Source organism: Paenibacillus sp. GYB006, assembly GCF_036577645.1.
In the GTDB taxonomy this organism is placed as follows: domain Bacteria; phylum Bacillota; class Bacilli; order Paenibacillales; family Paenibacillaceae; genus Paenibacillus.
The window spans coordinates 1-24,025 of the sequence record NZ_JARBDA010000027.1; the positions used below are offsets into that span (position 1 = coordinate 1).

General features: G+C 41.8%; 24 protein-coding genes. 15 read left to right on the top strand and 9 right to left on the bottom strand.

Annotated elements, in window-relative coordinates; genetic code table 11:
• Positions 1 to 152: 152 nt before the first annotated feature.
• Positions 153 to 617, bottom strand: a complete 465-nt coding sequence (locus PV403_RS24020; RefSeq protein WP_160036296.1) for a DUF2691 family protein — start codon at positions 615 to 617, stop codon at positions 153 to 155.
• A gap of 428 nt (positions 618 to 1,045) precedes the next feature.
• The gene (locus PV403_RS24025; protein WP_213532837.1) at positions 1,046 to 1,957 is read right to left on the bottom strand and encodes an S-layer homology domain-containing protein; all 912 of its coding nucleotides are present in this window, start codon (positions 1,955 to 1,957) and stop codon (positions 1,046 to 1,048) included.
• 470 nt (positions 1,958 to 2,427) lie between these two features.
• Between PV403_RS24025 and PV403_RS24030 the strand changes: the two genes are divergently transcribed.
• From PV403_RS24030 to PV403_RS24065, 8 genes are all read left to right on the top strand, one after another.
• Positions 2,428 to 4,170 (top strand): ABC transporter ATP-binding protein, encoded by a 1,743-nt coding sequence (locus PV403_RS24030; RefSeq protein ID WP_213532836.1) that lies wholly within the window; start codon positions 2,428 to 2,430, stop codon positions 4,168 to 4,170.
• Complete coding sequence (locus tag PV403_RS24035; protein ID WP_213532835.1) at positions 4,163 to 6,019, top strand: ABC transporter ATP-binding protein; 1,857 nt, start codon at positions 4,163 to 4,165, stop codon at positions 6,017 to 6,019. Before PV403_RS24030 ends, PV403_RS24035 begins: the two co-directional genes overlap by 8 nt.
• A gap of 258 nt (positions 6,020 to 6,277) precedes the next feature.
• Positions 6,278 to 7,357, top strand: coding sequence for a WXG100 family type VII secretion target (locus PV403_RS24040; protein ID WP_332086206.1), 1,080 nt, complete (start codon positions 6,278 to 6,280; stop codon positions 7,355 to 7,357).
• 41 nt (positions 7,358 to 7,398) lie between these two features.
• On the top strand, positions 7,399 to 7,866 hold the full coding sequence (locus tag PV403_RS24045; RefSeq protein WP_213532833.1) for a hypothetical protein: 468 nt from the start codon (positions 7,399 to 7,401) through the stop codon (positions 7,864 to 7,866).
• Positions 7,867 to 7,903: 37 nt separating this feature from the next.
• A complete protein-coding gene (locus PV403_RS24050) occupies positions 7,904 to 8,371 on the top strand; it encodes a hypothetical protein (protein ID WP_213532832.1) in 468 nt (155 codons plus the stop codon).
• Positions 8,372 to 8,449: 78 nt separating this feature from the next.
• A complete protein-coding gene (locus tag PV403_RS24055) occupies positions 8,450 to 9,289 on the top strand; it encodes a hypothetical protein (protein ID WP_332086208.1) in 840 nt (279 codons plus the stop codon).
• 104 nt (positions 9,290 to 9,393) lie between these two features.
• Positions 9,394 to 9,558, top strand: coding sequence for a hypothetical protein (locus PV403_RS24060; RefSeq protein WP_191803848.1), 165 nt, complete (start codon positions 9,394 to 9,396; stop codon positions 9,556 to 9,558).
• A gap of 172 nt (positions 9,559 to 9,730) precedes the next feature.
• The gene (locus PV403_RS24065) at positions 9,731 to 10,495 is read left to right on the top strand and encodes a MerR family transcriptional regulator (protein WP_332086209.1); all 765 of its coding nucleotides are present in this window, start codon (positions 9,731 to 9,733) and stop codon (positions 10,493 to 10,495) included.
• A 98-nt stretch (positions 10,496 to 10,593) separates the two neighbouring features.
• On the opposite strand, the gene arfA is transcribed toward PV403_RS24065, so the two are convergent.
• Entirely contained in the window at positions 10,594 to 12,105 is a 1,512-nt protein-coding gene (gene arfA, locus PV403_RS24070) for an arabinosylfuranosidase ArfA (RefSeq protein ID WP_332086210.1), read from the bottom strand.
• Positions 12,106 to 12,299: 194 nt separating this feature from the next.
• Here arfA and PV403_RS24075 point away from each other — a divergent pair, with 194 nt between their 5' ends.
• On the top strand, positions 12,300 to 13,205 hold the full coding sequence (locus tag PV403_RS24075; protein WP_332086211.1) for an ArsR/SmtB family transcription factor: 906 nt from the start codon (positions 12,300 to 12,302) through the stop codon (positions 13,203 to 13,205).
• A 63-nt stretch (positions 13,206 to 13,268) separates the two neighbouring features.
• Here PV403_RS24075 and PV403_RS24080 read toward each other — a convergent pair whose 3' ends face one another.
• Complete coding sequence (locus PV403_RS24080; RefSeq protein ID WP_332086212.1) at positions 13,269 to 14,054, bottom strand: C40 family peptidase; 786 nt, start codon at positions 14,052 to 14,054, stop codon at positions 13,269 to 13,271.
• Between the two features lie 466 nt (positions 14,055 to 14,520).
• Between PV403_RS24080 and PV403_RS24085 the strand changes: the two genes are divergently transcribed.
• Positions 14,521 to 15,789 (top strand): acyltransferase, encoded by a 1,269-nt coding sequence (locus tag PV403_RS24085; protein WP_332086213.1) that lies wholly within the window; start codon positions 14,521 to 14,523, stop codon positions 15,787 to 15,789.
• Between the two features lie 145 nt (positions 15,790 to 15,934).
• Here PV403_RS24085 and PV403_RS24090 read toward each other — a convergent pair whose 3' ends face one another.
• The 5 genes from PV403_RS24090 to PV403_RS24110 all read right to left on the bottom strand — a co-directional run bounded on the left by PV403_RS24090 (position 15,935) and on the right by PV403_RS24110 (position 20,509).
• On the bottom strand, positions 15,935 to 16,873 hold the full coding sequence (locus PV403_RS24090; RefSeq protein WP_213532825.1) for an aldo/keto reductase family protein: 939 nt from the start codon (positions 16,871 to 16,873) through the stop codon (positions 15,935 to 15,937).
• 71 nt (positions 16,874 to 16,944) lie between these two features.
• The gene (locus tag PV403_RS24095) at positions 16,945 to 17,223 is read right to left on the bottom strand and encodes a hypothetical protein (protein WP_213532824.1); all 279 of its coding nucleotides are present in this window, start codon (positions 17,221 to 17,223) and stop codon (positions 16,945 to 16,947) included.
• A gap of 181 nt (positions 17,224 to 17,404) precedes the next feature.
• On the bottom strand, positions 17,405 to 18,097 hold the full coding sequence (locus PV403_RS24100) for a hypothetical protein (RefSeq protein ID WP_332086214.1): 693 nt from the start codon (positions 18,095 to 18,097) through the stop codon (positions 17,405 to 17,407).
• A gap of 107 nt (positions 18,098 to 18,204) precedes the next feature.
• Positions 18,205 to 20,100 (bottom strand): HAMP domain-containing sensor histidine kinase, encoded by a 1,896-nt coding sequence (locus PV403_RS24105; protein ID WP_332086215.1) that lies wholly within the window; start codon positions 20,098 to 20,100, stop codon positions 18,205 to 18,207.
• A gap of 64 nt (positions 20,101 to 20,164) precedes the next feature.
• Positions 20,165 to 20,509 carry a hypothetical protein gene (locus PV403_RS24110; protein WP_213532953.1) on the bottom strand — a complete coding sequence of 115 codons (345 nt, stop codon included), beginning with the start codon at positions 20,507 to 20,509 and terminating at the stop codon, positions 20,165 to 20,167.
• 146 nt (positions 20,510 to 20,655) lie between these two features.
• On the opposite strand from PV403_RS24110, the gene PV403_RS24115 reads away from it, so the two are divergent.
• From PV403_RS24115 to PV403_RS24135, 5 genes are all read left to right on the top strand, one after another.
• On the top strand, positions 20,656 to 20,817 hold the full coding sequence (locus PV403_RS24115) for a hypothetical protein (RefSeq protein ID WP_201450680.1): 162 nt from the start codon (positions 20,656 to 20,658) through the stop codon (positions 20,815 to 20,817).
• Positions 20,818 to 20,859: 42 nt separating this feature from the next.
• A complete protein-coding gene (locus tag PV403_RS24120) occupies positions 20,860 to 21,285 on the top strand; it encodes a hypothetical protein (protein ID WP_332086217.1) in 426 nt (141 codons plus the stop codon).
• Between the two features lie 152 nt (positions 21,286 to 21,437).
• Positions 21,438 to 22,094, top strand: coding sequence for a peptidylprolyl isomerase (locus PV403_RS24125; protein WP_213532820.1), 657 nt, complete (start codon positions 21,438 to 21,440; stop codon positions 22,092 to 22,094).
• A 465-nt stretch (positions 22,095 to 22,559) separates the two neighbouring features.
• Positions 22,560 to 22,835: a YqkE family protein gene (locus PV403_RS24130; protein WP_332086218.1), complete on the top strand. Its 276-nt coding sequence runs from the start codon at positions 22,560 to 22,562 to the stop codon at positions 22,833 to 22,835.
• Between the two features lie 198 nt (positions 22,836 to 23,033).
• Positions 23,034 to 23,825 carry an SDR family oxidoreductase gene (locus PV403_RS24135; RefSeq protein WP_213532818.1) on the top strand — a complete coding sequence of 264 codons (792 nt, stop codon included), beginning with the start codon at positions 23,034 to 23,036 and terminating at the stop codon, positions 23,823 to 23,825.
• Positions 23,826 to 24,025 lie beyond the last annotated feature (200 nt).

Here is a 24,025-nt window from a genome sequence, read left to right on the forward strand (position 1 = left end):
TAAAATTGTAGGTTTCATTATTAATCCATGCAATGTGAATATGGGTCCTAAACTGTCCAGGAGCTTAAAGAAAAAGCAACCGGTCTATTGATCGGTTGCTTACTTTTTCTAATTAAACTATCGTTTTCTCATTAATTGAATAAGAACAGCTTTTACCATGCGGAGAGCTTTGTCCTTGTGTCATTTTCGTTGGTTATATACTTAACTTTCTCATATCTTTTTTCTACCGCGTTTTGATATATCAGGTTAAGCATTTCGGTGTCCTTACAATAAACGGCGACATATGAAGAATCAACGACAAGCACAATCAACTGACACTGACTATTTAAGAATTCTTCATAAGTGAGTACATCTTTTGTGCTTTCACCTTGTGGGTATGCCTTAAAATCCGCGAAAATTATATATGAAAAGGTTGATTGAAGTATTTTGCTAAGGTCTTCTCCCTTCATTCCATACATCTCACCATGGAACAAAGGTTCCATGACCCCCTCAGTGAGTCGATATGCTTCTTCTCCTCCGTTGTACCAATCGAAGTTGCTTATGTTGAAAGGTTTCAGTGCTTCTCCGAGATGACTTCCCCATTCGTTAGGTACCTCAAACTGGATTCCTCTTTTCATATCTACACTCCTTTAGATTGTTAAACTATTCTGCCCGTTAGCTTAATGTGACATGTTACCCAATCTATAATGGGGACAAATTCTTGCCCATTTCCGTAATCGGTACTAGTTCTTGTCGTGGACACGGGACACGAACTTATACTCTTATCCCCTATAATAGCGATTTTCAATAAGCGATTCTTGATTCTGTTCCTCGAAAAAAAACGACAAAAAAACGTCCTGTGTCCAAGACATGTGAACAGAAGACGTCTTTTGGGGTTCCATAAAAAAAGAGAATCCCAGTTTTCATATATTAACCCTCCCAGCGGAGGAATTCCATCTGACAGTGCCTTTGGCTTTGCGAAGCAAAACAACGAAACAGTCAGCATGGAAGCCCGGAGCGCCTGCAACAGTCAGATGGAATTCCAGAGCGCCCGAATACCGGAGCGTTATGAAAATGGCGCCACTTCCGGCGTATATCCTGAAGGGATATTCGTCTCCGCAGACCGTTCTGTAATTACCTGCGGATACATTTTGTTAGGATCAGGTTGAATGATCTCATACTTGATGATCGCTTTGCCATTCTTACTAAGTTCTACATCTTTAATCTCAAGACCATAACCGGGATTAGGCAGTTCCAGACTAATTTTCACTTTCACCGTCTTCTCGTCTATCGTTTGGGAAGAGACCTCGGGTATCATTGCCTGCTGACCGCTTCCTGGCACAGTTCCCGGTGTTTCATCTGAGGAGCCGCCATTTCCGTGTCGATCGATGAACTCTCTTGCCTCATAGACCATTTCTGCCGCCTCCATTCGAGTGAGCGTATCATGAGGCCTAAATTGTTCTTCATTACTTAGGCTAATTACCTTCATATTCAGTAAATTCTGAATCGAAGATATATATTCAGGTTTGATCTCTTGCTCATCTTTGATGTGGTTGTAGAGTAAGATAACAGGATATTCACCTGTAGTGTTTATCCCTTCGAACAGGAGATTTGCAAATACTTCTCTCGTAAGAGCCTCTTCAGCGTCTCTCATTGCCGGTATGGACAAACCCTCTGCTCTTGCCGCATCATAAGCTGCGTGATACCATTTCGGGTTTCCCGACTCCGTCTTTTCATTTCCTGCGCTCAGATCAAATGCATTTACAATCATCTGAATACCCTGAGCTTCTGTTAAAGTACCAGCGGGATTGAACTTATTTGAAGACACTCCCTTCACAATCCCTTGATCTCGGAGCGCCTGAAGCATCTGAACTTGTGTATCTGATGTAACATCGTTAAAAGCATAAACAGACATTCCTCCAAGAACAAAGGTCAAACTTAAAGCTACAACTGAAGTTTTAACGGTTAAACGTTTCATCGTAACCTACCTCCATCATTTATGAACCTTTAATTCAATCACGTGAATCGATTTCATAACTCATTAAAACGATAAATTTGTAACTATATATAGACAAATAGAACCATTTTGATCTATATATACTCCTGATTAAAGCAACTAGAGGTAATATGAAATTGATTCGTATATGTTCTATTCTCTAAACGAGAATGCTCTGAAATATGTTTCATTTGCAAATTCATTTGTGTAAGTCTACTTATATATTCCCCAAAGAAGAGATATCTCATTACAATCTTTTTAGCCCTGGGTTCGCCCTGCAATACAACTGTTTTTTAACCACTAAATGGTTTGACAATAATGCAAGTTTACTTAAGAATAAGATTATAATGTGCATCAAAATACATACATTAGAAAGGGCACGACGCTTTTTTAACAGAACAGCGTCCTGCCCTTTTGTGTCCACAAACACTGATTAAGGAGATGAGTGATCCGTGAATGATCGAAGTTTACTTCGTAACTATGTACAGTCCTACTGGCCTTCCTACCTTAGTGCCATTCTGCTGATCATAATCTCTAATGTTGATCAGGCTCTGCTCCCTCGTGTGGTAGGCCAATTTACAGACGAACTGCAAAGACAAACGCTCACCATGGATAAAATCATTCGCTATAGCTTACTGCTACTCATTATTGCAGTCTCCTACAATGCTTTATTCGGACTCGGTCAGTTTATGATTATGCGGCTCGGCAGAAGATTCGAGTTCATTACCCGGCAGAAACTTTTCGGTAAATTTTCGGAGCTCAGTGAAAAATATTTTGCAAAACAAGGTACAGGCAAGCTTCTCAGCTATGTAATGAATGATGTCACTTCCGTCCGAGAAGCCATATCTAACGGGATCAATCAGACTACGAATGCTGTATTCCTGCTGCTGTCTTGTGTAGTCATGATGATGATTAGCGGAATTCCATTTACGCTCATTGCGATTAGTGTAGGTCCTCTGCTGGCTATTCCTTTTCTAGTAGTGTACTTCGGACCACGTATTCGCAAAAGGTCAAAAGCTGTTCAGGAAGCGCTTGCATCAATGACAGAATCAGCAGAAGAACAGCTTGGCGGGATTCGTGTTACCAAAACGTTTGCAACGGAAGAAATCTCTCGGATCCGTTTTGGTGCTTCTGTAGATGCCATAAGGGATAAACAGCTGAAGCTGGTACGTCTCTCGTCTCTTTTCCAGGCACTGCTTCCGCTGCTCGGAGCATTTTCTCTCGTAGTATCTATTGTGGTAGGCGGATACATGACGATTCAGAACACAATCAGTCTTGGTAGTTTTGTAGCTCTGACCCTGTACTTGCGTATGATTATGGGCCCTCTCCAGCAGATCGGGAATGTGATTAATATGATGCAGCGGTCCGGTGCTTCTCTTGAACGTGTCAACAGCCTGCTCGCTGAAATTCCCGATGTACGGGAAACTTCGGATGCAAAACCGCTGAAGCAGGTAGAAGACATTCAAATTCAGGAACTATCCTTCAAGTATCCAGGCAGTAAAGAGTTTGCTCTTAAGGATATTAATCTAGTCATACCATCAGGAAAAACGGTCGGCATTGTTGGACGAACAGGCAGTGGAAAAAGCACACTCGTAAAACTATTACTCCGCATCTATGAACCTCCTGCCGGCACAATCAAAGTCAGCGGAACCGATGTCCGCAGTCTGACACTGGAAAGTTTGCGTTCCAAATTAGCTTACGTACCTCAAGACGGATTCTTGTTCAGCACAACGATTCGTGACAATATCGCATTCAGCAATCGAACGGCTACGATCAGTCAGGTGGAAGAACCTGCGAAACAAGCGATGATCTTCGATAATATCATTCAGTTCCCTAAGTCATTTGAAACTCCGCTCGGCGAGCGAGGTGTCACCTTGTCAGGCGGGCAAAGGCAGCGAACAAGTCTCGCCAGAGGACTGATGAAGAATTCACCTTTACTTATTCTGGACGACAGCATGAGCGCAGTGGATGCCGTAACCGAAACCGGTATTCTAAACCAATTAAAAAAAGATCGTAAACATAAAACGACCTTGATCATTTCGCACCGGATCAGTGCCGTGAAACATGCGGACGTGATTGTCGTTCTTGAAGAAGGACGGATTATGGAGCAAGGTACGCATCAAGAACTGATGAACCTCGAAGGCAGGTACGCTTCTCTTGCGCGTATACAGGAGGAGGGATTGCATCATGTCTGATACGATGATAAGAGAGAAACAACCCCGTACCCATTTGGATCTGGGCGAAAATCAGAAAAAGAAATCAAGTGCATTCCGCTCCATATTACGATATGGCAGGCCGCATCGTTTTACTTTTGTTCTCATCTTTTTCTGCTCCTTGCTTGGGATTGCTGCTGAACTTTCACAGCCGTATCTCATTAAAGTCGCTATCGATGACCATCTAGCACTTGGCCGAACTGGGCTTACTTTTCTCATTCAAATTGCCCTTGTCTATCTTGTCTTGTCAGTCATTAGTTTTGTATTCACTTATATTCAAAATAATCTGCTGCAGTATGCAGGACAAAACATTGTAGCTGCACTCCGTAAAGATCTGTTCACTCATATTACGAAGATGTCGATGTCCTTTTTCGATCGCAAACACAGCGGAAGCCTTGTCACCAATGTGTCGAGTGATACAGAAACGATCAGTTCTTTCTTTACACAGGTACTGCTCAGTCTGATACGAGATGGCATGATGCTTGTGATGATTATTGTTTTTATGTTCCAGCTGGACGTTACACTTGCTCTATATTCTGTAGCTGTTCTTCCGTTCATTGCCCTTGTGGCCGTCTTGTTCCGCAAATATCTACGTGAAACCTATCAGCAAGCAAGAACCCGCTTGTCGAGACTGGTTTCCTTTATCGCGGAGAACTTATCCGGCATGTTTCTCATTCAGGCTTATCATCAGGAAAAGGAACAAATGAAACAATTTAACGAGCAGAATGGGCAATACTTTTCGGCTAATGTAAGGCAGATTCGGTCTAACGTCATTTTTAACCGAACCTTTGATATTCTAGGGAATATTGCCCTTGTACTTATGATCTGGTTAGGCGGTAAAGCAGTCCTCGGTTCCTCACTGGAAGTCGGCGTACTCTATGCATTCATCAGTTATATCCGTCAATTCTTCCAGCCGATCAACCAAATTACGATGCAGTGGAATACATTCCAGTCCACTACGGTCTCCATGGAACGAATCTGGGCAATACTCAGCACGGATCCTGGAGTGAGAGAACCGGATACAAATAAGGCAGTCACCCTAACAACAGATGATGTGAACGGACGAATTGATTTTAACGATGTCTCATTTGGTTATCTTGAGGATCAGCCTATCATTCATAACCTGAATCTGACTGTACATGCGGGTGAGATGATTGGAATTGTTGGAACGACCGGTGCGGGTAAAAGTACAGTCATCAGTCTGCTGAATCGATTCTATGATGTGAATGAGGGCAGTATCGAGATTGACGGTGTTGATATTCGTAAAATGCCGCAAGAAACGCTGCACCGAATTGTCGGGCTGATTCAGCAGGACCCTTTTCTCTTCTCCGGCTCGATCATTGATAACATCCGGCTGTTCCGAGAAGATGTGCCCAAAGAGCAGGTTATCGAAGCCTGCAAATTTGTAGGGGCAGATTCCATGATTCGCCGTTTAGCAGATGGATATGATACGCATCTATCCGAAAGAGGCAGCGGGTTATCTGCAGGAGAACGGCAGCTGATTTCTTTTGCTCGTATTGTCGTGTTCCAGCCGCGAATTCTCATACTGGACGAAGCAACAGCGAATCTGGATTCACATACGGAACAATTAGTTCAGAATGCGCTCTCTTCTGTAGCTGCCGGGCGAACTACCATTATCATTGCTCACCGATTATCGACCATCATGCATGCGGACCGTATTCTTGTTATGCAAGAAGGCCGAATCGTAGAATCCGGCACCCATAAAGAACTAATGGAGCTGAGAGGAACGTATGAAGATTTATATCAACATGCACTTGAAGCAGGACGTGAAACGATATTTGAAGAAAAATCACGAAATGACGCCGGCTAAACTCAGCTTCGTTCGTACGTAAATACGCAAATAGTAAGAAGATGCCTCAGCAGCTACCATGCTTCTGGGGCTATTTTATTTTTAAATGAGAGCATTACGGAACCTTGGGCTTACACCTTATCTCTTTCCTAAGTCCTGTTTTCTGCTAATAAACCCATTTCCCGTTGCCAACCGGATGATTCTAACATTAGAATTATTGGGTAAATAAACCATATATTGATAGAGCCCTTCTTCTGTTTAATATCTTTGATGAGGTGAATGGTAGTGACAAGAATTGTAGTCCCCCCGGAACGTATTCTCGAAATCTCCAAACAATTTACGCAAGCATCCGAGAAAAGTAAAAGTATGGTGGCGAGTCTGAACGCAAATATTCTCTCCTTACAAAGCCAGTGGTCTGGCATAACTCAGGAACGGTTTTATCAGGACTTCCAGACCGCTCGTACCCAGATGGAGACATTTACTTCTAGAGTATCTTCGATTGGTACCGATCTTCATTCTATCTCTGTTAAATTTGCGGAAGCAGATGGTTCACAAGATACCGGAATCACGTCAGAAGGAAATAGCAAAGACGCATGGCAAGAACAAACGAAAGAGACCCTTTCGGATGCATTTGACAATGGTTCGAGTGCATGGAGTACCGTCAATGGTTTACGCGGAAATCTAGCTATGGCTGGGACTGCATTATACAGTGGACTAGCGAGCACACTCGTCTTAACAAAGACCGTTGAATTCAAACGGAGTGCTAAAAATCCAACCCGAGCAGTCATCCATAATGCAAAATGGGTAAACGGAAAAGGACCCGATACCTTCCTAAGAAATATGGCAAGAAGAATAGATAAACAATTTCGTCAGCCCGGTCTTGTCATGAAGGGATTGAAAGGATTCGATAAATGGGCCGGAAACCTCAAAATAGGGAAAATCGGGCTCGGTCTTAGTAAAGCAAGCAGTTTTCCAGAGTGGACTCGTAATGTGGTAGCTGGAGTACAAAAAGGCCAGTATGGAATGAAGATTTCAGCGATTCCAAAAATGATCAGCAAGAAACTCTTTCCTATTAACGTAGGACTTAATATTTTTGATGAAGGTATCAAAACCGCTGGGAAAATAAAAAGCGGAACCCTCACCGGAACAGACGTTGCCATATCTGCCTCCAATGTCGTTATTAAATCAGCAGCTGCAGGCGCAGGTGCCATTGTTGGCGGAACCCTTGGAACTGCATTTGGACCGGTAGGAACGGCAGTAGGCGCTTATGTTGGAGGTGCTGTGGGGTCATTCGCCGGTAAACATGTGGCAAGTGCAGCCGAAGGTGCCATCCGCTGGGCTAGCGGATTATTTAAATAATCCAGAAATACGAAGTTATCGCAAAGACCGGAGGTTGACCCATGCAATCGATATCCTATCGGCGAAAACTAGCTTTCGGTAAAGCAATGGGTTCCCTCATTCTCATTTCCGGCTGTTTTGTGCTCGTTTATGCCCTTTTTGAAGATAACCTGGGTATAGCCGAAGCCATTTACTATACTAGTGGTATGCTGATTGGTTTCTGGTTTTTCGGTCCCCAGTTCATTCGACTATTGATCCTGACCTTCTTTAAGAGACCTTTGTTCTCTTACGATCAAAACAATATCGTGCTGAATGACGGGACCCTCATTCCCTGGAGTTCAATTCAGAAAATAGAGCTTCACGATTCTTCCATGAACAAGTGGGCGCAATCAGTCCCTCCTTTCTATCGATTGAAGCTAAAAAATAGAGAACATGTGGATATTAACACCTACCATGTATTAAGTACTGACGAACTAAAAAGAACACTGAAAACACTTCGCCGTGTGCATAATGGGGCAAGTATAGAATAAATATACCCCATCTCATAAGAAACTGGAGGCTAAACCCATGCATTCGATATCCTATCGACGAAAACTAGCTTTCGGAAAAGCAATGGCTGCTCTCATTATTATTTCCGGCTGTTTTTTGCTCGTATATGCCCTTACTGGTGATAACCTGGGTATAGCTGAAGCCATTTACTATGCCAGTGGTATGCTGATTGGTTTCTGGTTTGTTGGTCCTCAGCTCATACTGATGCTGCGCTTTAGTTTCTCTAAGAAACCATTGTTCTCTTACGATCATAACCATATCGTGCTGAATGACGGAACCCTCATTCCCTGGAGTTCCATTCAGAAAATAGAGCTTCACGAATCTTCCATGAACAAGTGGGTGCAATCGGTCCCTCCTTTCTATCGATTGAAGCTAAAAAATAGAAAACATGTGGATATCAACACCTACCATGTACTAAGTACTGACGAACTAAACAAAACACTGAAACTACTTCGCGGTGTCCATAATGGGGCAGGCACAAAATAAGTACAAAACAAAAATATACAACTACATACCTGCCAATGTTTCCAATATTATTCATTATCACAGTTAATAGGAGGAATTATGGACAAACCACTAATTACGTTATCCATAGAAGAGTTTGGCTTTGCACTCGCATCAATGGGAGCAGAGGACGTAGCTGCCGGCTTACTGAAGCCGATGTACGGAGAACTATCAGAGCGTGAATGGGAACTGATCCTTCAGGCTGCTTCTCATAGTCTTCTTTCCAAAGGACTTATTGTCAGCTTAGAAGAGATGGAAATTGAATTCGTACCCGATCTGCTGGAAATGCTCATTCATTTTGCAAGAAGCCGCAGGATGCTCCGGGGCTATTCGCTTATGAATGATCAAGAAAAAGTGCTCACGATTCATGCTGGAGAAGAAGAACAGCGTGGTCAATACTTGTACCATCTCGCAGTAAATCAGCGAATTCATCTGTTTACTTGGACGGAACCTTCCGAATGGGAAGAAGAGTTATATCGATTCTATCTCAGTCAGGAGCGTTTACTTCCTGCAAAATCGACCAAGCTTCGTTTATCTGAGTCTAGATGGAATGCACTCACTGCTATTTCGCCGGATACAAACGTCTCCACTCTCTTAAGTGGATGGGCGATGACCGATCCTGAACAACAATTGATTCGGGCCTGGAGTTCTGCCTTCATAAAATCAGGAAAAAATCTAGATAATCTTAGCATTCTTCATTATGGTGATGAAGAAATGCCAACTCCAGAGCAGATGCTGTTACTGCTAAATGTAGAAGAGCATTTTTACAGTGTCCATAATATTCAGCCTGATCCTACGTCAGAGCCTGTCATTGAAATTGAGTGTTCCACCGAACACACACTTCGTAAGCAACTGAGAGATATGATTGACAAGTTTGCAGCGCCTTCTTTTCAGCGATAATTCGATCTCTCCCTCTGATCCTTAGATCACAGTCCCAAATGTGGTATAGAAAATAGCCATGTTTGGAAAAATACTGTTGATGTTCGTGTAAAGGAGGTGTTCCCATGCGTAAATCATCAAGCAATGAACCAACCAAAGCAGAGGTTAGCAATACGAAGCTGAATAAGCTGCCTGTACCAGGAGCTTTCGATACTGAGTTTTCTGCTGAAGAAGCGGCTGAAGTATTTGAAAAACAACCCTCCGCACAAAAGAATGAAAAACAGAATTAATTTGTATACTTGAGCAAAATACGGATTAAAGATAAGCTTCGCATTTGCTTCCGGTCGGGAGTACTGCGGAGCTTATTTTACATAGCTCATAGAACTATATTTAATTAAAAATTAGTTATTGACCTATACGTTACGTATACGTTTAGGATGAGATTTGTAAGGAGGATTCATCATGGAATACACCGTTCATCAATTGGCAGAATTATCGGGGGTCAGCGGCCGCACACTCCGGTACTACGATCAGATTGGACTATTGCCGCCAGCCCGAATTAATTCATCCGGCTATCGAATTTATGGAGAGAAAGAGGTGGATCGGCTTCAGCAAATTTTGTTCTATCGCGAGCTGGAAGTGAGTCTGGATGAAATTCATAAGATTCTAGAACATCCTGATTTTGACCCCGTGATTGCTTTGAAAGCACATTATCATAAACTCACTCAAAAACGAGATCATCTTGAACAATTGCTCCATACGGTGAAGGTAACTATTGAGAGTAAAGAAGGAGGAATAAAGATGCCAGACAAAGAGAAATTTGAAGGGTTAAAAGCGGAGCGAATTAGGGAGAATGAACGTAACTACGGTGCTGAGATCAGAGAGAAATATGGAGATCGCGAGATCGATGAAAGCAACGCCAGATTAAGAGGAATGAGTGAACAAGATTATCACCAGATGCAGACTCTTGAAGTCGAAATCATTGATTTACTAAAAAAAGCACTTGAGACAAACAGCCCCGCATCTGAAGAAGCAGAAAAGATAGTACAGAAACATAAACAGTGGCTGATGTATTCGTGGAGCAAATTCTCCGAAGATGCATATCAAAACCTTGCCGATATGTATGTAGCAGATGAGCGGTTTACTTCTTATTATGATGATAAGGCAGGCCCCGGCGCAGCCCAGTTTCTAAGAGATGCTATACATCACTATGTAAACAAGTCTTAGAGTATGATTCTATACATTTTGTGGATTAGAAAAACCTCTGCCCCGAGAGATTCCCGGAGCAGAGGTTTTTAATAAAAAGAATAAATAGTGTGTACTTCTTATACACTCACTTTGAGCCTGATCACGTTCCAGCTGGCTTTAGCAAGTTGTGAAGTAACGGTTGTTCCGTCTACCACTGCATTCCCATTTGTATGAGGAGCTACGCGGTTTGGATTCGCTGCTGTATTCACTGCTTTCAGATCGTCTGACTCTAGTACCGTGTGTTCGATTAGACGGCAGTCACCGAAACTGCGCAAATCCACTTCTACAGGAAGCGACTCTTCCAGATGACGATTGACAGCGAAGATCGTGACTTCTCCTGCCTCTTCGTTATGTATCGCAATTGCCTCCAGATACGGAACGTCCGTAATTTCTTTTGTATCATACTTAGGTGATTGGATCAACGGAACGAGTGCCTGACCACGGCCGTACACGGATGTGTGGAGATACGGATAATAGATTGTTTGTTTCCATGCTGAGCCGCCATTCTCCGTCATGATCGGAGCAATGACATTAACAAGCTGCGCGAGGCATGCCATTTTCACACGATCTGCATGTTTCAGCAAACTGATCAGCATACAGCCTACAAGCAGTGCATCCTCATGGTTATATACATCTTCTAATTGAGGAGGAGCAATTCCCCAAGGTTCGATCTTTCTGTCATTATCATTGGAGTGGAACCATACATTCCATTCATCAAAAGAAAGGAACATCTTTTTCTTACTGCGTTTTTTAGCTTTGATATAATCGCAAGTTGCCGTTACCGTTTCAATAAATTGATCCATTTCTAGTGAACGCGCGAGGAACTGAGCTGAATCTTGTTCCCGATTTCCGTAATATTGATGCAAAGAAAGATACTCTACATGATCATACGTATGGTCTAGTACCGTTGCTTCCCATTCAGGGAATGTCGGCATATGAATGCTCGAACTGCCGCAGGCAACAAGCTCTATGGAAGGATCAACCAGTTTCATTACTTTCGCAGATTCTAAGGCGATTCTGCCGTACTCCTCTGCGGTTTTGTGACCAATCTGCCACGGTCCATCCATCTCATTGCCAAGACACCATGTCTTTACATTATGCGGCTCTTTGTACCCGTGTTTAATACGCAGGTCACTATAATACGAGCCTGATTTATGATTGCTGTACTCTACAATATTACGTGCTGCATCAATCCCGCGTGTACCCAAGTTCACTGCCATCATGACTTCGGTATTGGCTTTCTTCGCCCAATCCACAAATTCATTAAATCCAAAAGCATTCGTTTCTGTTGTTCTCCAAGCAAGCTCCAGTCTATGTTTCCGTTCCTCTTTGGGACCTACACTATCCTCCCAGTTGTAACCGGATACAAAATTCCCGCCTGGGTAACGTACAATCGGTACCTGAAGATCCTGAATTAACCCAAGGACATCCCCACGGAACCCAGACTCATCTGCCGTTTCATGCCCAGGTTCATAAATCCCGCCGTATACAGCACGTCCTAAATGTTCAATAAAAGATCCATAAATACGTTTATCTACTTCCCCAATTGTAAAATCTTTATCTACAACCATCTTTGCCTTGTTTCCCATGAGCTTCTCACCTCTTTAAATTAATAAAAAAATTAATTCTACTATAAATTGTTACCGCTTACTTTATATTAAAATCCAATTATAGTATAAAATCAACCCTCTTAAATCTATTTTTTCAAAAAACATTGGATTTATATTAATGCTAATTCTATAATAATTGATAATAACTATTGAACGTTCAGGGGAGAATCTAAATGATTAGAGCAAATACAGATGAAAAGTGGCTTCCTCTTTATGAAGCTCTGGCTAGCAATGTACGTCTTTCCATAATCAAATTACTTGCAGAGCAGCCGCTCAATATCAAAGAGATTGCAGCAAGATTAAACCTAAGCAGTGCCATTGTTACGATGCATGTTCGTAAACTAGAGGAAGTCGGCATAACGGAATCCAAGATGATTCGAAAAAATGGCGGCACACATAAAATCAACTCCCTTTCTGTTGACTGGATTGAAATTACGATGCCGCAGAAAGCGCAAAATTCTCGTCAATATCAAGAAGTGTCCATTCCGATTGGTCATTATACGGAATGTGAAGTTCACCCTACTTGCGGGCTGTCTACTACGGAAAAAGTAATCGGTCAATATGATGACCCTCGTTACTTTCTCGACCCCGAACGAGTGAATGCACATATCCTCTGGTTTGGTAAAGGGTATGTAGAATACAAAATCCCAAATTACGTATTACAAGGTCATTCACTCACCGAAATTGAACTTTCCTTCGAGATTGGCTCAGAAGCGCCAGGTGTGAATCCAAATTGGCCGTCTGATATCAGCTTTACGCTAAACGGCGTGAAACTTGGAATATGGACAAGTCCTGGTGATTCAGGACATGGGCGGGGTGTATTTACACCAGATTGGTGGCTCGATGATGTGAACCAATATGGACTTTTGAAGATTATTAGAGTAACCCCTATGGGTACTTTCATCGATGGACAGCGAATGTCGGATGTAACCATCACAGATATTCCGGTGAACCGAAATCAATGGACTTTTCGTCTTGCTACGGCGGACGACGCCAAGCATGTGGGTGGACTTACCTTATATGGTGAGGGTTTCGGAAACTACAATCAAAACATTATTTTGCGGCTCTATCATGAGTGAGCCTAGAATAATAAATAAAAGACAACTCTTCTTTGTTTGAAGAGTTGTCTTTTTGGTTTATTGTTATAGTGCGCTTCCTCCGAATAGGAAACGATACTGCCAGTGCTTCCCTGTAATCGTATCGACACGAACACCGCCGGAGTCAGTGGAATACGTATGCAGCACTTTATTATCTCCAAGGTAAATACCTACATGAGTCACAGTCTCTTTACTTTTATCAATCCCAGAGTAAGAAGAAGAACTTGAACCTTTATAGGACATAAAGAACATTAGATCTCCACGTTTTAGACTAGAGATTTTGCTCTTCGTCTTTCCTTTATTTTTTACATAAGTAGCTTGTTTGCGAGAATCCGTTGGGAGCGTTATATCCGCACCATCGATAAAAGCACGTCGTACAAAGGAAGAACAATCGAAATATTTCGTACTGTTTCGGTCTGCACCATACTTGTATGGTGTACCTAGATATTTCATGCCGGCAGAAATGACTTTCTCCACGGTTGCGCTGCTGGATGAACTGCTCGATGAGTCGTTACTTCCACTTTGGGATGATCCACTAACTGTTTTTGTATATTTAGAAGAGGAAGAAATATAACCCGTAACACCCTTAGAATCTTTTACTTTCCAATAACTTGAGTTAGTTTTACTAACTAGTGTAACTTTCTCACCTTTTTCAAGCATCCGGATAACATCAGAAGAAGTACTTGGTCCCTTTCTAAAGTTAACACCGTAGATTACTTCTAATGTTGTCGTTGCCGCGTAGGCTTGATTTACAAAAGCAGGCATGTTCACTGTTCCAAGTAACAGGACTGCCGCAATGGATGCAGTAAGTATCTTTTTTGTAACCTTCATGTCGTAATCCTCCTAGAAGTCATAAGTTTTTGTCCATTCTAATGGCTTCAGTGACCATTGACTTGTCCCATTTTAGGCGAGGAACCAAGCTTCATCATCAGACTTTAGTAACAAATTTGATTTAATGTATATAGTTCTTAAGAACTATAAATTTATAGAGTGTTTTTCGGAAATATTCCATGAACTTACTGCTGTTTTTATCTAATAAAATGAATGAAACCCTTTATAAATCAACAAAAATAAACGAGCTGAAAATAATATATTATATAGTTCTTTATACCTATGTATTCCAAATCTATTCTCACCAATGGAAACAATTACTAGTACTTTTGGAACCGGTTCATCAAGGGTTACAAGAAGTTCAATATTGATTTTAACCTTTTTGTAACTATTTATTTCTCTGAGCCGCCACGGTACCAAATTGTTAATTCTTAACGGGGAAATCTTTTTCATTTGAATTTAATCTTTGTTCATTACAATAAGGCAATGGGCAAGTTTCCTTTGCCCAGATTGGAGGTTTATTACCCTGAAGAAACCAAGAATTGAGGAGCTGACTCCTTTTAGGGGGCTTGCCTTTCTAGCGATAGTCATGCAGCATAGTCTGGCAGAATATATTTACCGAGCAGATATCCTCCCCGCGGATTCCATCATGCTCATGTTCATATATCATCTTACAAGATTTGGAACGCCGACTTTCGTTTTTCTATCCGCCGTGCTTCTGTTCTATAATTATGAGCAAAAACTGCACTACCCTTCTTTCATTCGTAAACGGTTTGGCGATATCTATGTGCCGTTTATTCTATGGACTTTGGTATACTGGCTGTCGGTTCGTTTGACGATGTATACCAATTGGCTGGATGCAGGAACCTGGAAGAGTCTGGTTAGAGAGTTGTTTGCACCACAAGCTGGGTATCACCTATGGTTTATTATTATGGTCTTTCAGTTCTATCTGCTGTTTCCATTGTTTCGCAGGATTGCAATTCAGATCAAAAACAGGCTTAAAAAAATGGATTGCAAACAACAAAATAGAATAGTCTTCGCAATCTTGCTGATTAGCGGTCTTGCCTATGGCTATCTTCTATATCTGTCCTATTATCGTATGGGACAGTGGGCAGTAACCCCAGGAATAGGACAGACTTTGCTTAACCATCGTACTAGTATTTTTGTTATGTATATCTTCTATTTCATTCTTGGCGCAGTCTGTGCATTCATGCTTGATCGGTTCCGGAGCGTTATGGTAAAAATACTTCCTTGGAATGCCCTGCTGTCCATCCTTCTCTTTGTGTATCTTGCCTATGATGTACTGCGGGGTTCTGGAGACACCATGAATTTAAATATCTCCACTTATTTAAAACCGACAACATTTGTACTCATCTTATCGCAAATGTTTCTGATCTACGGTATCTTGCATCTTATATCTGTGAAGAGCAAATTTTATAAACTCTTTACATGGATTGGTCGATATTCCTTTGGTGGGTATCTGGTACATGCACTCGTGATTTACTGGATTTCGTTCTTTACAAGACCGCTTCAACTGGCAGGTTACCATCTTGGATTCACCTTACTTACCTTCGCACTAACGGCCGTGTTCTCTCTTTTCATTAGTTATGGATTGTCTCGTCTGCCATTCTCTCGTTACTTGGTGGGACTTGGACGGAGAAGAATAACTACCACGAAGCTGGATAAGATCGAACCTGGAATGAAGGCACCTGCCACCAATTCTTTAACAGAATAAACAAATAGAGAAAGCCTCACTAGAGTTATGCACGGGTGCATAACTCTAGTGAGGCTTTTCCTCGTTAATTATGGATTACACCATTTTGACCTAAATATGGTCCTGATGAAAAGAACAATAGGGATTCTGAAATGGATTCATTTATTTACTTAAGTATATATTCAATCTGCTGCAGTACATCTGCTGAAAGCTTTATGCCGGAAGCTTTGACATTCTCCGCAACTTGTTGCGGGCGACTTGCTCCGACAAGTGCACTAGCTACATTCTTTTGTCTTAAAATCCAGGCAATCGCCAGCTGGGACATAGATATCCCGAGTTCCTCAGCGATTCTGCCCAGCTGTTTTACTTTTGCAATCTTATCTTCTGTTATCCCGTCACGAACGAAATCCAGTTTTGCCGCGCGGCTGTTCTCAGGAAGTTCTGTAGCCGAATTATATTTCCCAGTTAATAAACCTTGAGCCAGGGGCGAAAAAACGACTTGTCCGATTCCTTTTTCCTCGCCGAATGGAATAATCTCATCTTCAATGGATCGTTCAAACATATTATACATGGGCTGATTAACGACGATACGGTCCAGCAGATATTGGTTTGCGATGGTGTGGGCTTCTGCCATTTGAGCTGCCGTCCATTCGCTAACACCGATGTATAGAATTTTACCTTGGGTAACCAGATCATCCAGCGCACGCAAAGTCTCTTCGAGCGGTGTCTCCGGATCAAACCGGTGGCAGTAGAGAATATCAATATAGCTAAGTCCCAAACGTTTTAAACTCGCGTCTGCCTGTTCCATGATATGCTTGCGAGATAATCCTTGATCATTGGGTCCTTCTCCCATGGGGAAATACATTTTTGTAGCAAGAACGTACGAATGTCTTGGATAAGGAGCAAGGCTTTGCCCTATCAGCTCCTCTGCAGCCCCTTGTTCATATACATTTGCCGTGTCGAAAAAATTGACTCCTAGATCGTACGCTTCCTCAATGGCGAGAATGGCATTTTCCCGTTCCACGTATCCTCCATATGTAAGCCAGCTTCCAAGACTGATTTCACTAACCTTCAGTCCGCTGCTTCCTACTCTGCGGTAAAACATCCCATATCGCCTCCTACTCCCCATTTTAGTGTAGAACATCGACTCCTGAACAGACTTAAGTGGAGCTAATTCTATTTCATCGATCTTATGAAATCTGCAATTTTACTTATCACGATATCCATCAGATATCCCACCCCAAACCACACGAGTAAACTGATAAGATAGATAAGCACCATATAATGAAAAGCGGAGTTAATATCATTAATGAATAAAAATGGCGGGCTCGTAAAAAAGATCATCAAGTTTTTATCATCAATATTCCAAGCAACATCCAGTTCCGTCCAGTCTAACAGTGCAATACAAAAATATAAAAACGGTAAGATATATCTGAATCGAATTATCTTTTTCATAAAACCCCACCTCAATTAGCAGTATAAGGAAAAATACTAATTCCAGAAGCGGATACTGTCAAGCAAATCTAATCATTCTAAACCATTACATAATTAAAACGACCTGTTCTTCCCCCGCTAAGGAGTGGAGAACCGGCCGTTTTATTTTGTGTATATACGGTAAAGTAGATGAGAGTCTTGTTCAGCTTTTTTCGGGAGACAAGGCTTCATGGCCTGGTCTTGGATTCATTTTCATTTTACGATGAATGAACTTCGTTAGATCTGGTGTCAATTCTTCTTTCAGATGATCAATAAGCTGTTTCTCACTGATCCCTTTCGCCTTAGCAATCTCCGCTAACGACTTCCCTTGCTTCAGCTCCTGATCAAGCTGACTTGTCGTAATTCCAAGAAACTTGGCTATAGATTCCCGGTTAATCTTACTTTGTCCTTTGCCGCGGCTAGTATGTTTCTGTTTCAGCTCACTGATCGGTGTATGAATCACTTTATTTAATCTTTCGCTTATCGATTCTTTCATCGAAACGGCTTGTTCTTTGGACAAACAGCCTGCACTTACTGCTTCATCGACACGCTGCTCCACGGCTGGCTTTAATTGCTCTTCAAGCTGCTGACTTGTCATGCCTTTCGCTTTCGCAATCTCAGCAATTGTTTTTCCTTGCTGCATCTCTGCCGCAAGCATCTTGATATCTATCTTTAGAATCTTAGCCGTCTCTTCCATAAAATACAGGTAATGACCTGTATGTCCACAGTCCGCCGTATTCTGCTTCTCGGTTTCCGTAAGTATAACGTCAGGCTGCGCCATTACATAACTGCCCTGTCCCATGAGTAAAGATCCAAGCAATGCTGCAGATGCAATTCTAACGAGATATTTCTTCATCTGTATTGTCCACCTTCCTGGTGCTTATAATTACTTACACCTTGTTATTGTGGACGAACAGACCCCTTTTTTATCCATTGCAAGAAAAATAAGTAGAAGTAAGCTTGTTATACTCCTGATGGAAAGCGGATTACTGCTTCTGTTCCTACTTCTTTTTCACTGCTATATTCAATCGTGCCCTCCATCGCTTCAATAATCCGGAAGGTCACCATCATACCGAGTCCTGTTCCTTTCGTTTTATTAGAAAAGTAAGGCTCACCCAGTCTCACAAGTTCCTCTTGGTTCATACCTATTCCATTATCTTGAACATGAATCACGACTTCCGTTTCTTTAAGATAAGCTTTAACCTTCACTTCTCCACTGCCTTGCAGTGCCTCAATGCTATTCTTCATAATATTAATAAAAGCCTGTTTGAACTTGGAAGAATTGCCGCGGATCCACAAGTTATTTGGGATGTCCATGATGATTATGCCTCCCTCGAGGTTGGCCATCGGAATAAGGACTCCTTCAATATGATTGAACTCTTCAGATAGATTAATAAGTGCAATATGATCAAATTCAGGCTTCGCAAAAGTTAAGAAATCATTAATGATGTCCGATGCCCTGTCCAGTTCTTCTAGTGCAATGCCTACATACTTTTTATTCTTGTCATCATCCTGCTTGCTCATTAGCTGCAAGAATCCACGTGTGACCTGCAGCGGGTTACGCACCTCATGAGCAACTGAGGCAGCGAGTTCGCTGATGATTTTGATTTTCTCAGAACGCTGCAGTTCATTACTAACCGCCTCCAGTTCCTCTGTATAACGCACAACTTCTTCATACTTGCCAAGCAACCGTTGGCCTTTCACCGTCAAAATCGAGCAGACGAAAATAAAAATGGTCCATTTCGATATATCTAACTCATACCAAGGTACGGAGTAATATAAAATCCATTCTGTTATGGTGGTGAGTGCAAATAAACCAAAGCCAACGGAAAGTAAGGTTGCCCCCTGTTCACCTCTTATCGCCTCTTTGATCGTCACATATAACAAGACTAACAGTTCCAGTACATAAATCACCCCAAAAACAGGACCTGTTATAAACTTCATAAAGAGGAACATTTCTGGATATAGCAGACTTGCTACCGTACAGAATATATAAAATAGGGTATAAGCCATAAGATAGTTTCTCAGCTTGCGAATGATTGCATTTGCCTCATCAGAAGTAAATATTTGTTCAAAGCAGTAGGCAAGCACAGGCAGTTCTATGGCAAAACAAATTAAAAAGGAATAGTAAAATAGCTGCGTCATATCCGGATAAAAAGTATAAATTGTGCTGGAATTCATCGAGATGGTAAATCCTAAACACCCAATTAGTATGGATATTCCAAGCCATAACTTATATTTTAACTTATACATAAACATCGAAAATGCGATGATGACAACTGACAAAACGAGCAGTATACTCCCAAGGACCAGTTCATCTATCCCATCGCTCACATATTTCTTATTCAGGTTGGCAGAAGAACCGATCCATATCGCCGGATCGACACCGACTTTAAAATAATCACTATGGGTCCAGATATAAATTGTTCCCCCGGCATCTTGATCATGTAAGGGTATCAATAACGGGTTTCTATTAAATTGATGCTGAGTCCCTTGCTCATACAAAATCTGTCCATCTTTATAGACTCTAATCTGCTGACCATAGATACGCTCAAAAAAAATGGCCATATTATCTTTTACGTCCTCGGGCAGCTTTATTCTGATCCAGGCTGTATGCGGCGAGGACGTCAGTTGTTGTTCTATGGAGGAACCAGCTTGAATGGTTGTCCACTCATACCTTCCAGAAACCAGCTTATCCACCGTATTATCTGCCGGGTTCTGAGGCCAAACCATCTCCCATGAAGTTAATTTTCGGGGCTCATCTTCCTCTGCTGCATGACTGACGGTCGGTGGTAATAAGAAGAGTACCGATAGTAAACACAAGATGATAACAGCCGATACCCTAGGAACAATCTTCATTATTCACACCTCAATAATTCAGTTAGTATGATGAATTCCTTTTCTTGAATCTGCCTTAAAAGGATTAAAACACATCTTTATTTTTCCATAACGTCTGAGTTGATTTCGCTTTTTTTTCTTCTCGTCTTTGTGCTCGTTCTTCCTCATATTGATTCGTAATCATTTCTACAATCTTACGCTCCATAGGTTCTCTGTACTCTTCCCATACCAAACTCTCTTCATCTTCGTATATCGTCCATATGTCTGAAAATAAATAATCCCTGATCTCCACAACTTTGCCATTCCATATGCCACCGGTCCAATATAAACCGCTTGGCGTACGAATGACTGTTCTTGAAAAACCAGGTGTTGATGCTTTTTGTCCAATTCGAATCGTTTCTAACATATTTCCAAAAGTAAACCACTTCATTGCTGACTTCTCCCTTTCTCTGAACATATTCCTCTTTACTTCATTACCTCTGTTCTTCCCCTGTTTCAAGCTGCCTCAAAGAGGTTTAAGAATGGGCAAGAACGTACTGTGAGCATAGGTTATGAGAAGATAAGGAGGAGACGAAAATGAATGAATCACATCGGAATGTAGAGGTTGAACGAAGAGATGTTCAGAAAAAATCCGATTCTAGTTTAGTAGCATCAACTTTCATCAAGTATGCGGCTTACATCATTATTTTCTTTGGACTACTGTATTTCCTCGTAAAATATGTATTCCCTATGTTCTAGAAGGACAGTATATAACATCCACATCGGAAAGGAGAATTCATGATGGATAATAGACCTAGAACAAGCGAAGCGGATTTTGCTTATGACCGGTATAAGACGTTAAATCAAGAGACAGAAAATACGGATATGATACCAGAAGATGATCTGGATTATGTGAATACGTATACTGAGCAGACGATTAGTCTTGATGAAGATACGGACCCAGCAGATACGGAGACAGCTGAGCAAGGAGTTATGCAGGATCTTCGCCCCATTTCTTTGGCAGATGACACTGCGGAAGAAGAATCTAATATTCCTAACGAAGAACTTCTTCGCTCTTCCGAGCCGGATCTTGCTGCTGTACCCGATGCAGATGAGATTGCAAAAGACAGTCCCATTGATCCGGTATCCCCTGATCCCGATGCCATGCATGGAACCGATCTGATTAATGGAGTAGGCAATCCTGATCAAACTGATTCATTTAAATAGTATAAACGAATATCCCACATCTTGGTTACTGTTTTGTTCCTAAAATAGTAAAATGAGAGAAAAAGCCCTTTCCATCTGGATAGGGTTCTTTCCTGTGTGTCCTGTTTTGGGGTATGATAATCATATTCGACATAAATCAAGGAGGAGCTTGTATGTTCGTCAGATCAAAAGGTTTCAAACTTCTATTTATTGTTTCCGCCCTTCTGCTTGTACTTGCGGGTTGTGGACAAGATGAAGTGCAAAATGATGAGCTTGAATTCGGAGGCATTGGCATTCCAAACGAAGATGCTTCTCATCCGGTCGCAACCATTGAGCTGGATAATGGCAAAAAGATCGTCTTAGAGTTGTATCCGGAGGTTGCTCCTAATACAGTGAACAATTTCATCTCGCTGGCTAACAGCGGATTTTATGACGGTACGATCTTTCATCGTGTGATTCCGAATTTTATGATTCAAGGTGGAGATCCGGAAGGTACAGGTTCAGGCGGCCCCGGCTATAGTATCAAGGGTGAATTCACAAGTAACGGAGTGAAGAATCACCTGCTTCATACCCGAGGTGTCATTTCTATGGCTCGTTCAAATGATCTGGATTCCGCAGGCTCACAGTTCTTTATTGTACAAGCCGACTCCGAGCATTTAGATAATATTTATGCTAGTTTTGGTAAAGTAACAGAAGGTATGGATGTGGTTGATGAAATCGCAAGTCTTGAAACAGGAAAAAATGATCGGCCCGTAAATCCACCAGTTATGACAAAAGTAACCGTAGATACGCTGGGTGTAGATTATCCGGAACCGGAAAAGATTCAATAATGAAAAGACCGACAAGCATAAATGGGTTTTAGTCCCCTACTCTATGCTTGCCGGTCTTTTTTTTAACAATGCCATGTATGTGTTACACGAGAAACAAATATTTTAAAACAAGATGCGAACCCAACCCATAATCGAGATCCAGAGCGGTATACTGAGAATGGTGCCCCACATTAACCCTTTCAGCAGCTGTGTATTATTCACTTCCAATATCAACGACCCCTTCACTGTTTAATTAGTCGTAGTATCGGTATTCAAAATAAGCTGTATACTCTGTCTTCTCTTCTTGTTTCTATATTTTACACTATTTCAAAGAAAGCGCTATCATTATTTCTTATAACTATTCCATTGTTCTCTTTTTTAGACTATGCTTTCGTGAAGAAACGGTGTATATTTCAACCAAGAATCAGTTTCAACACGTTACGATTCCTGTTATACTTTTTACAGAAGCGAAATGGAGGGATCGTCATGGTGAAGAAAAAGAATGGAACAAGACCTTCACAGTCTGCACAGCGGTCTTCTGCTCATGAAGGAAGTGCAGCCACACTAAAAGATTTGCTTAGTGAAGAAGTTCTCGGGAAGCTCAAGGCACAAGCATCCGAGATCAAAGCAGCTGAAGTTGCTCGTCAGGAAGAGGCCAAACGTATTGCAGAAGAGAAGAAAAAAGCAGAACAAAAACGACTGGATAACGATTTTGAACACCTGCTCGAGAATAGTTCGATGGAATGGCAAAAATTCAAATAAGACATGCCTGTTTGTACATTCATCTATAGGCAACGAAACCTAAATCCCTGCACGCTCTTTTTTACAAAGAGAATGCGGGGATTTTGTATTTATTTTGATTATGATTCAAATATCCTCTGGCCGGGGTATTTACCGTACATAAGAAAACACATTAGATCAGCACTCACATAGATTCTAAAATTAAGGGAGGAAAAGAGAATGACACTACGTCTAGAAAACAAGCTCGCAATCGTAACTGGAGGAGGTTCCGGTATTGGTCAGGCATCAGCCATTCGATTCGCTAAAGAAGGAGCTCGTGTATTTTTACTGGACCGGACGGTTGAAAAAGCTGAGGAAACAAAACAAATAATCGAGAAAAACGGCGGCCGCGCTGACGTAGTCGAATGTGACATTTCTGAGCCCAAAATGGTGGAACGCGCAATGAAAGAAGTAGCTGAACTTGCAGGCGGCCAGGTCGATGTTGTTTTTGCAAATGCTGGAGTAAACGGCAAGCTCGCCCCTATTGAAACGATGGAAGTGGAAGATTGGGATCAAACGATGTGTATCAATATGCGCGGAACATTCGCTACCGTGAAGTATGCAATTCCTTATATGAAAGATAACGGAGGCAGCATTATCATTAACAGTTCCATTAATGGGAACCGGGTCTTCTCGAACATCGGTTTCTCCGCATACGCTTCAACAAAAGCGGGGCAAGCTGCATTTATGAAAATGGCTGCACTGGAGCTGGCGAGATACAAGATCCGTGTGAATTCTGTTCACCCAGGTGCAATTGACACAGAGATTGACGGTAAGACGACTCGATCTGAGGACTTGGAAGAAGTTCAAATTCCTGTCGAGTATCCCGAGGGCGGTCATCCTCTCGCTGGTGAAGCCGGTAAGCCGGAACAAGTCGCAAATCTAGTATTGTTCCTTGCTTCTGATGAAGCCTCTCACGTATCGGGTACGGAAGTTTATGTAGATGGAGCCGAATCCCTGCTTCGAGGTTAATTCTTTAGAACTTTTATTGTCACGAACCTTCCCCGCTCTCTTGCGAATCTGCAAGAGAGCGATTTTTTTAAGAGACGGATTGTAATATGAAGTGCGACACCTTACTCAAAAAATAAAAATGGCCCATGGCCTGATTCGTGTAGAATTAAGTTACCACACCAAATTCACACAGGAGAATCAGTCCATGAGCTATTCACATC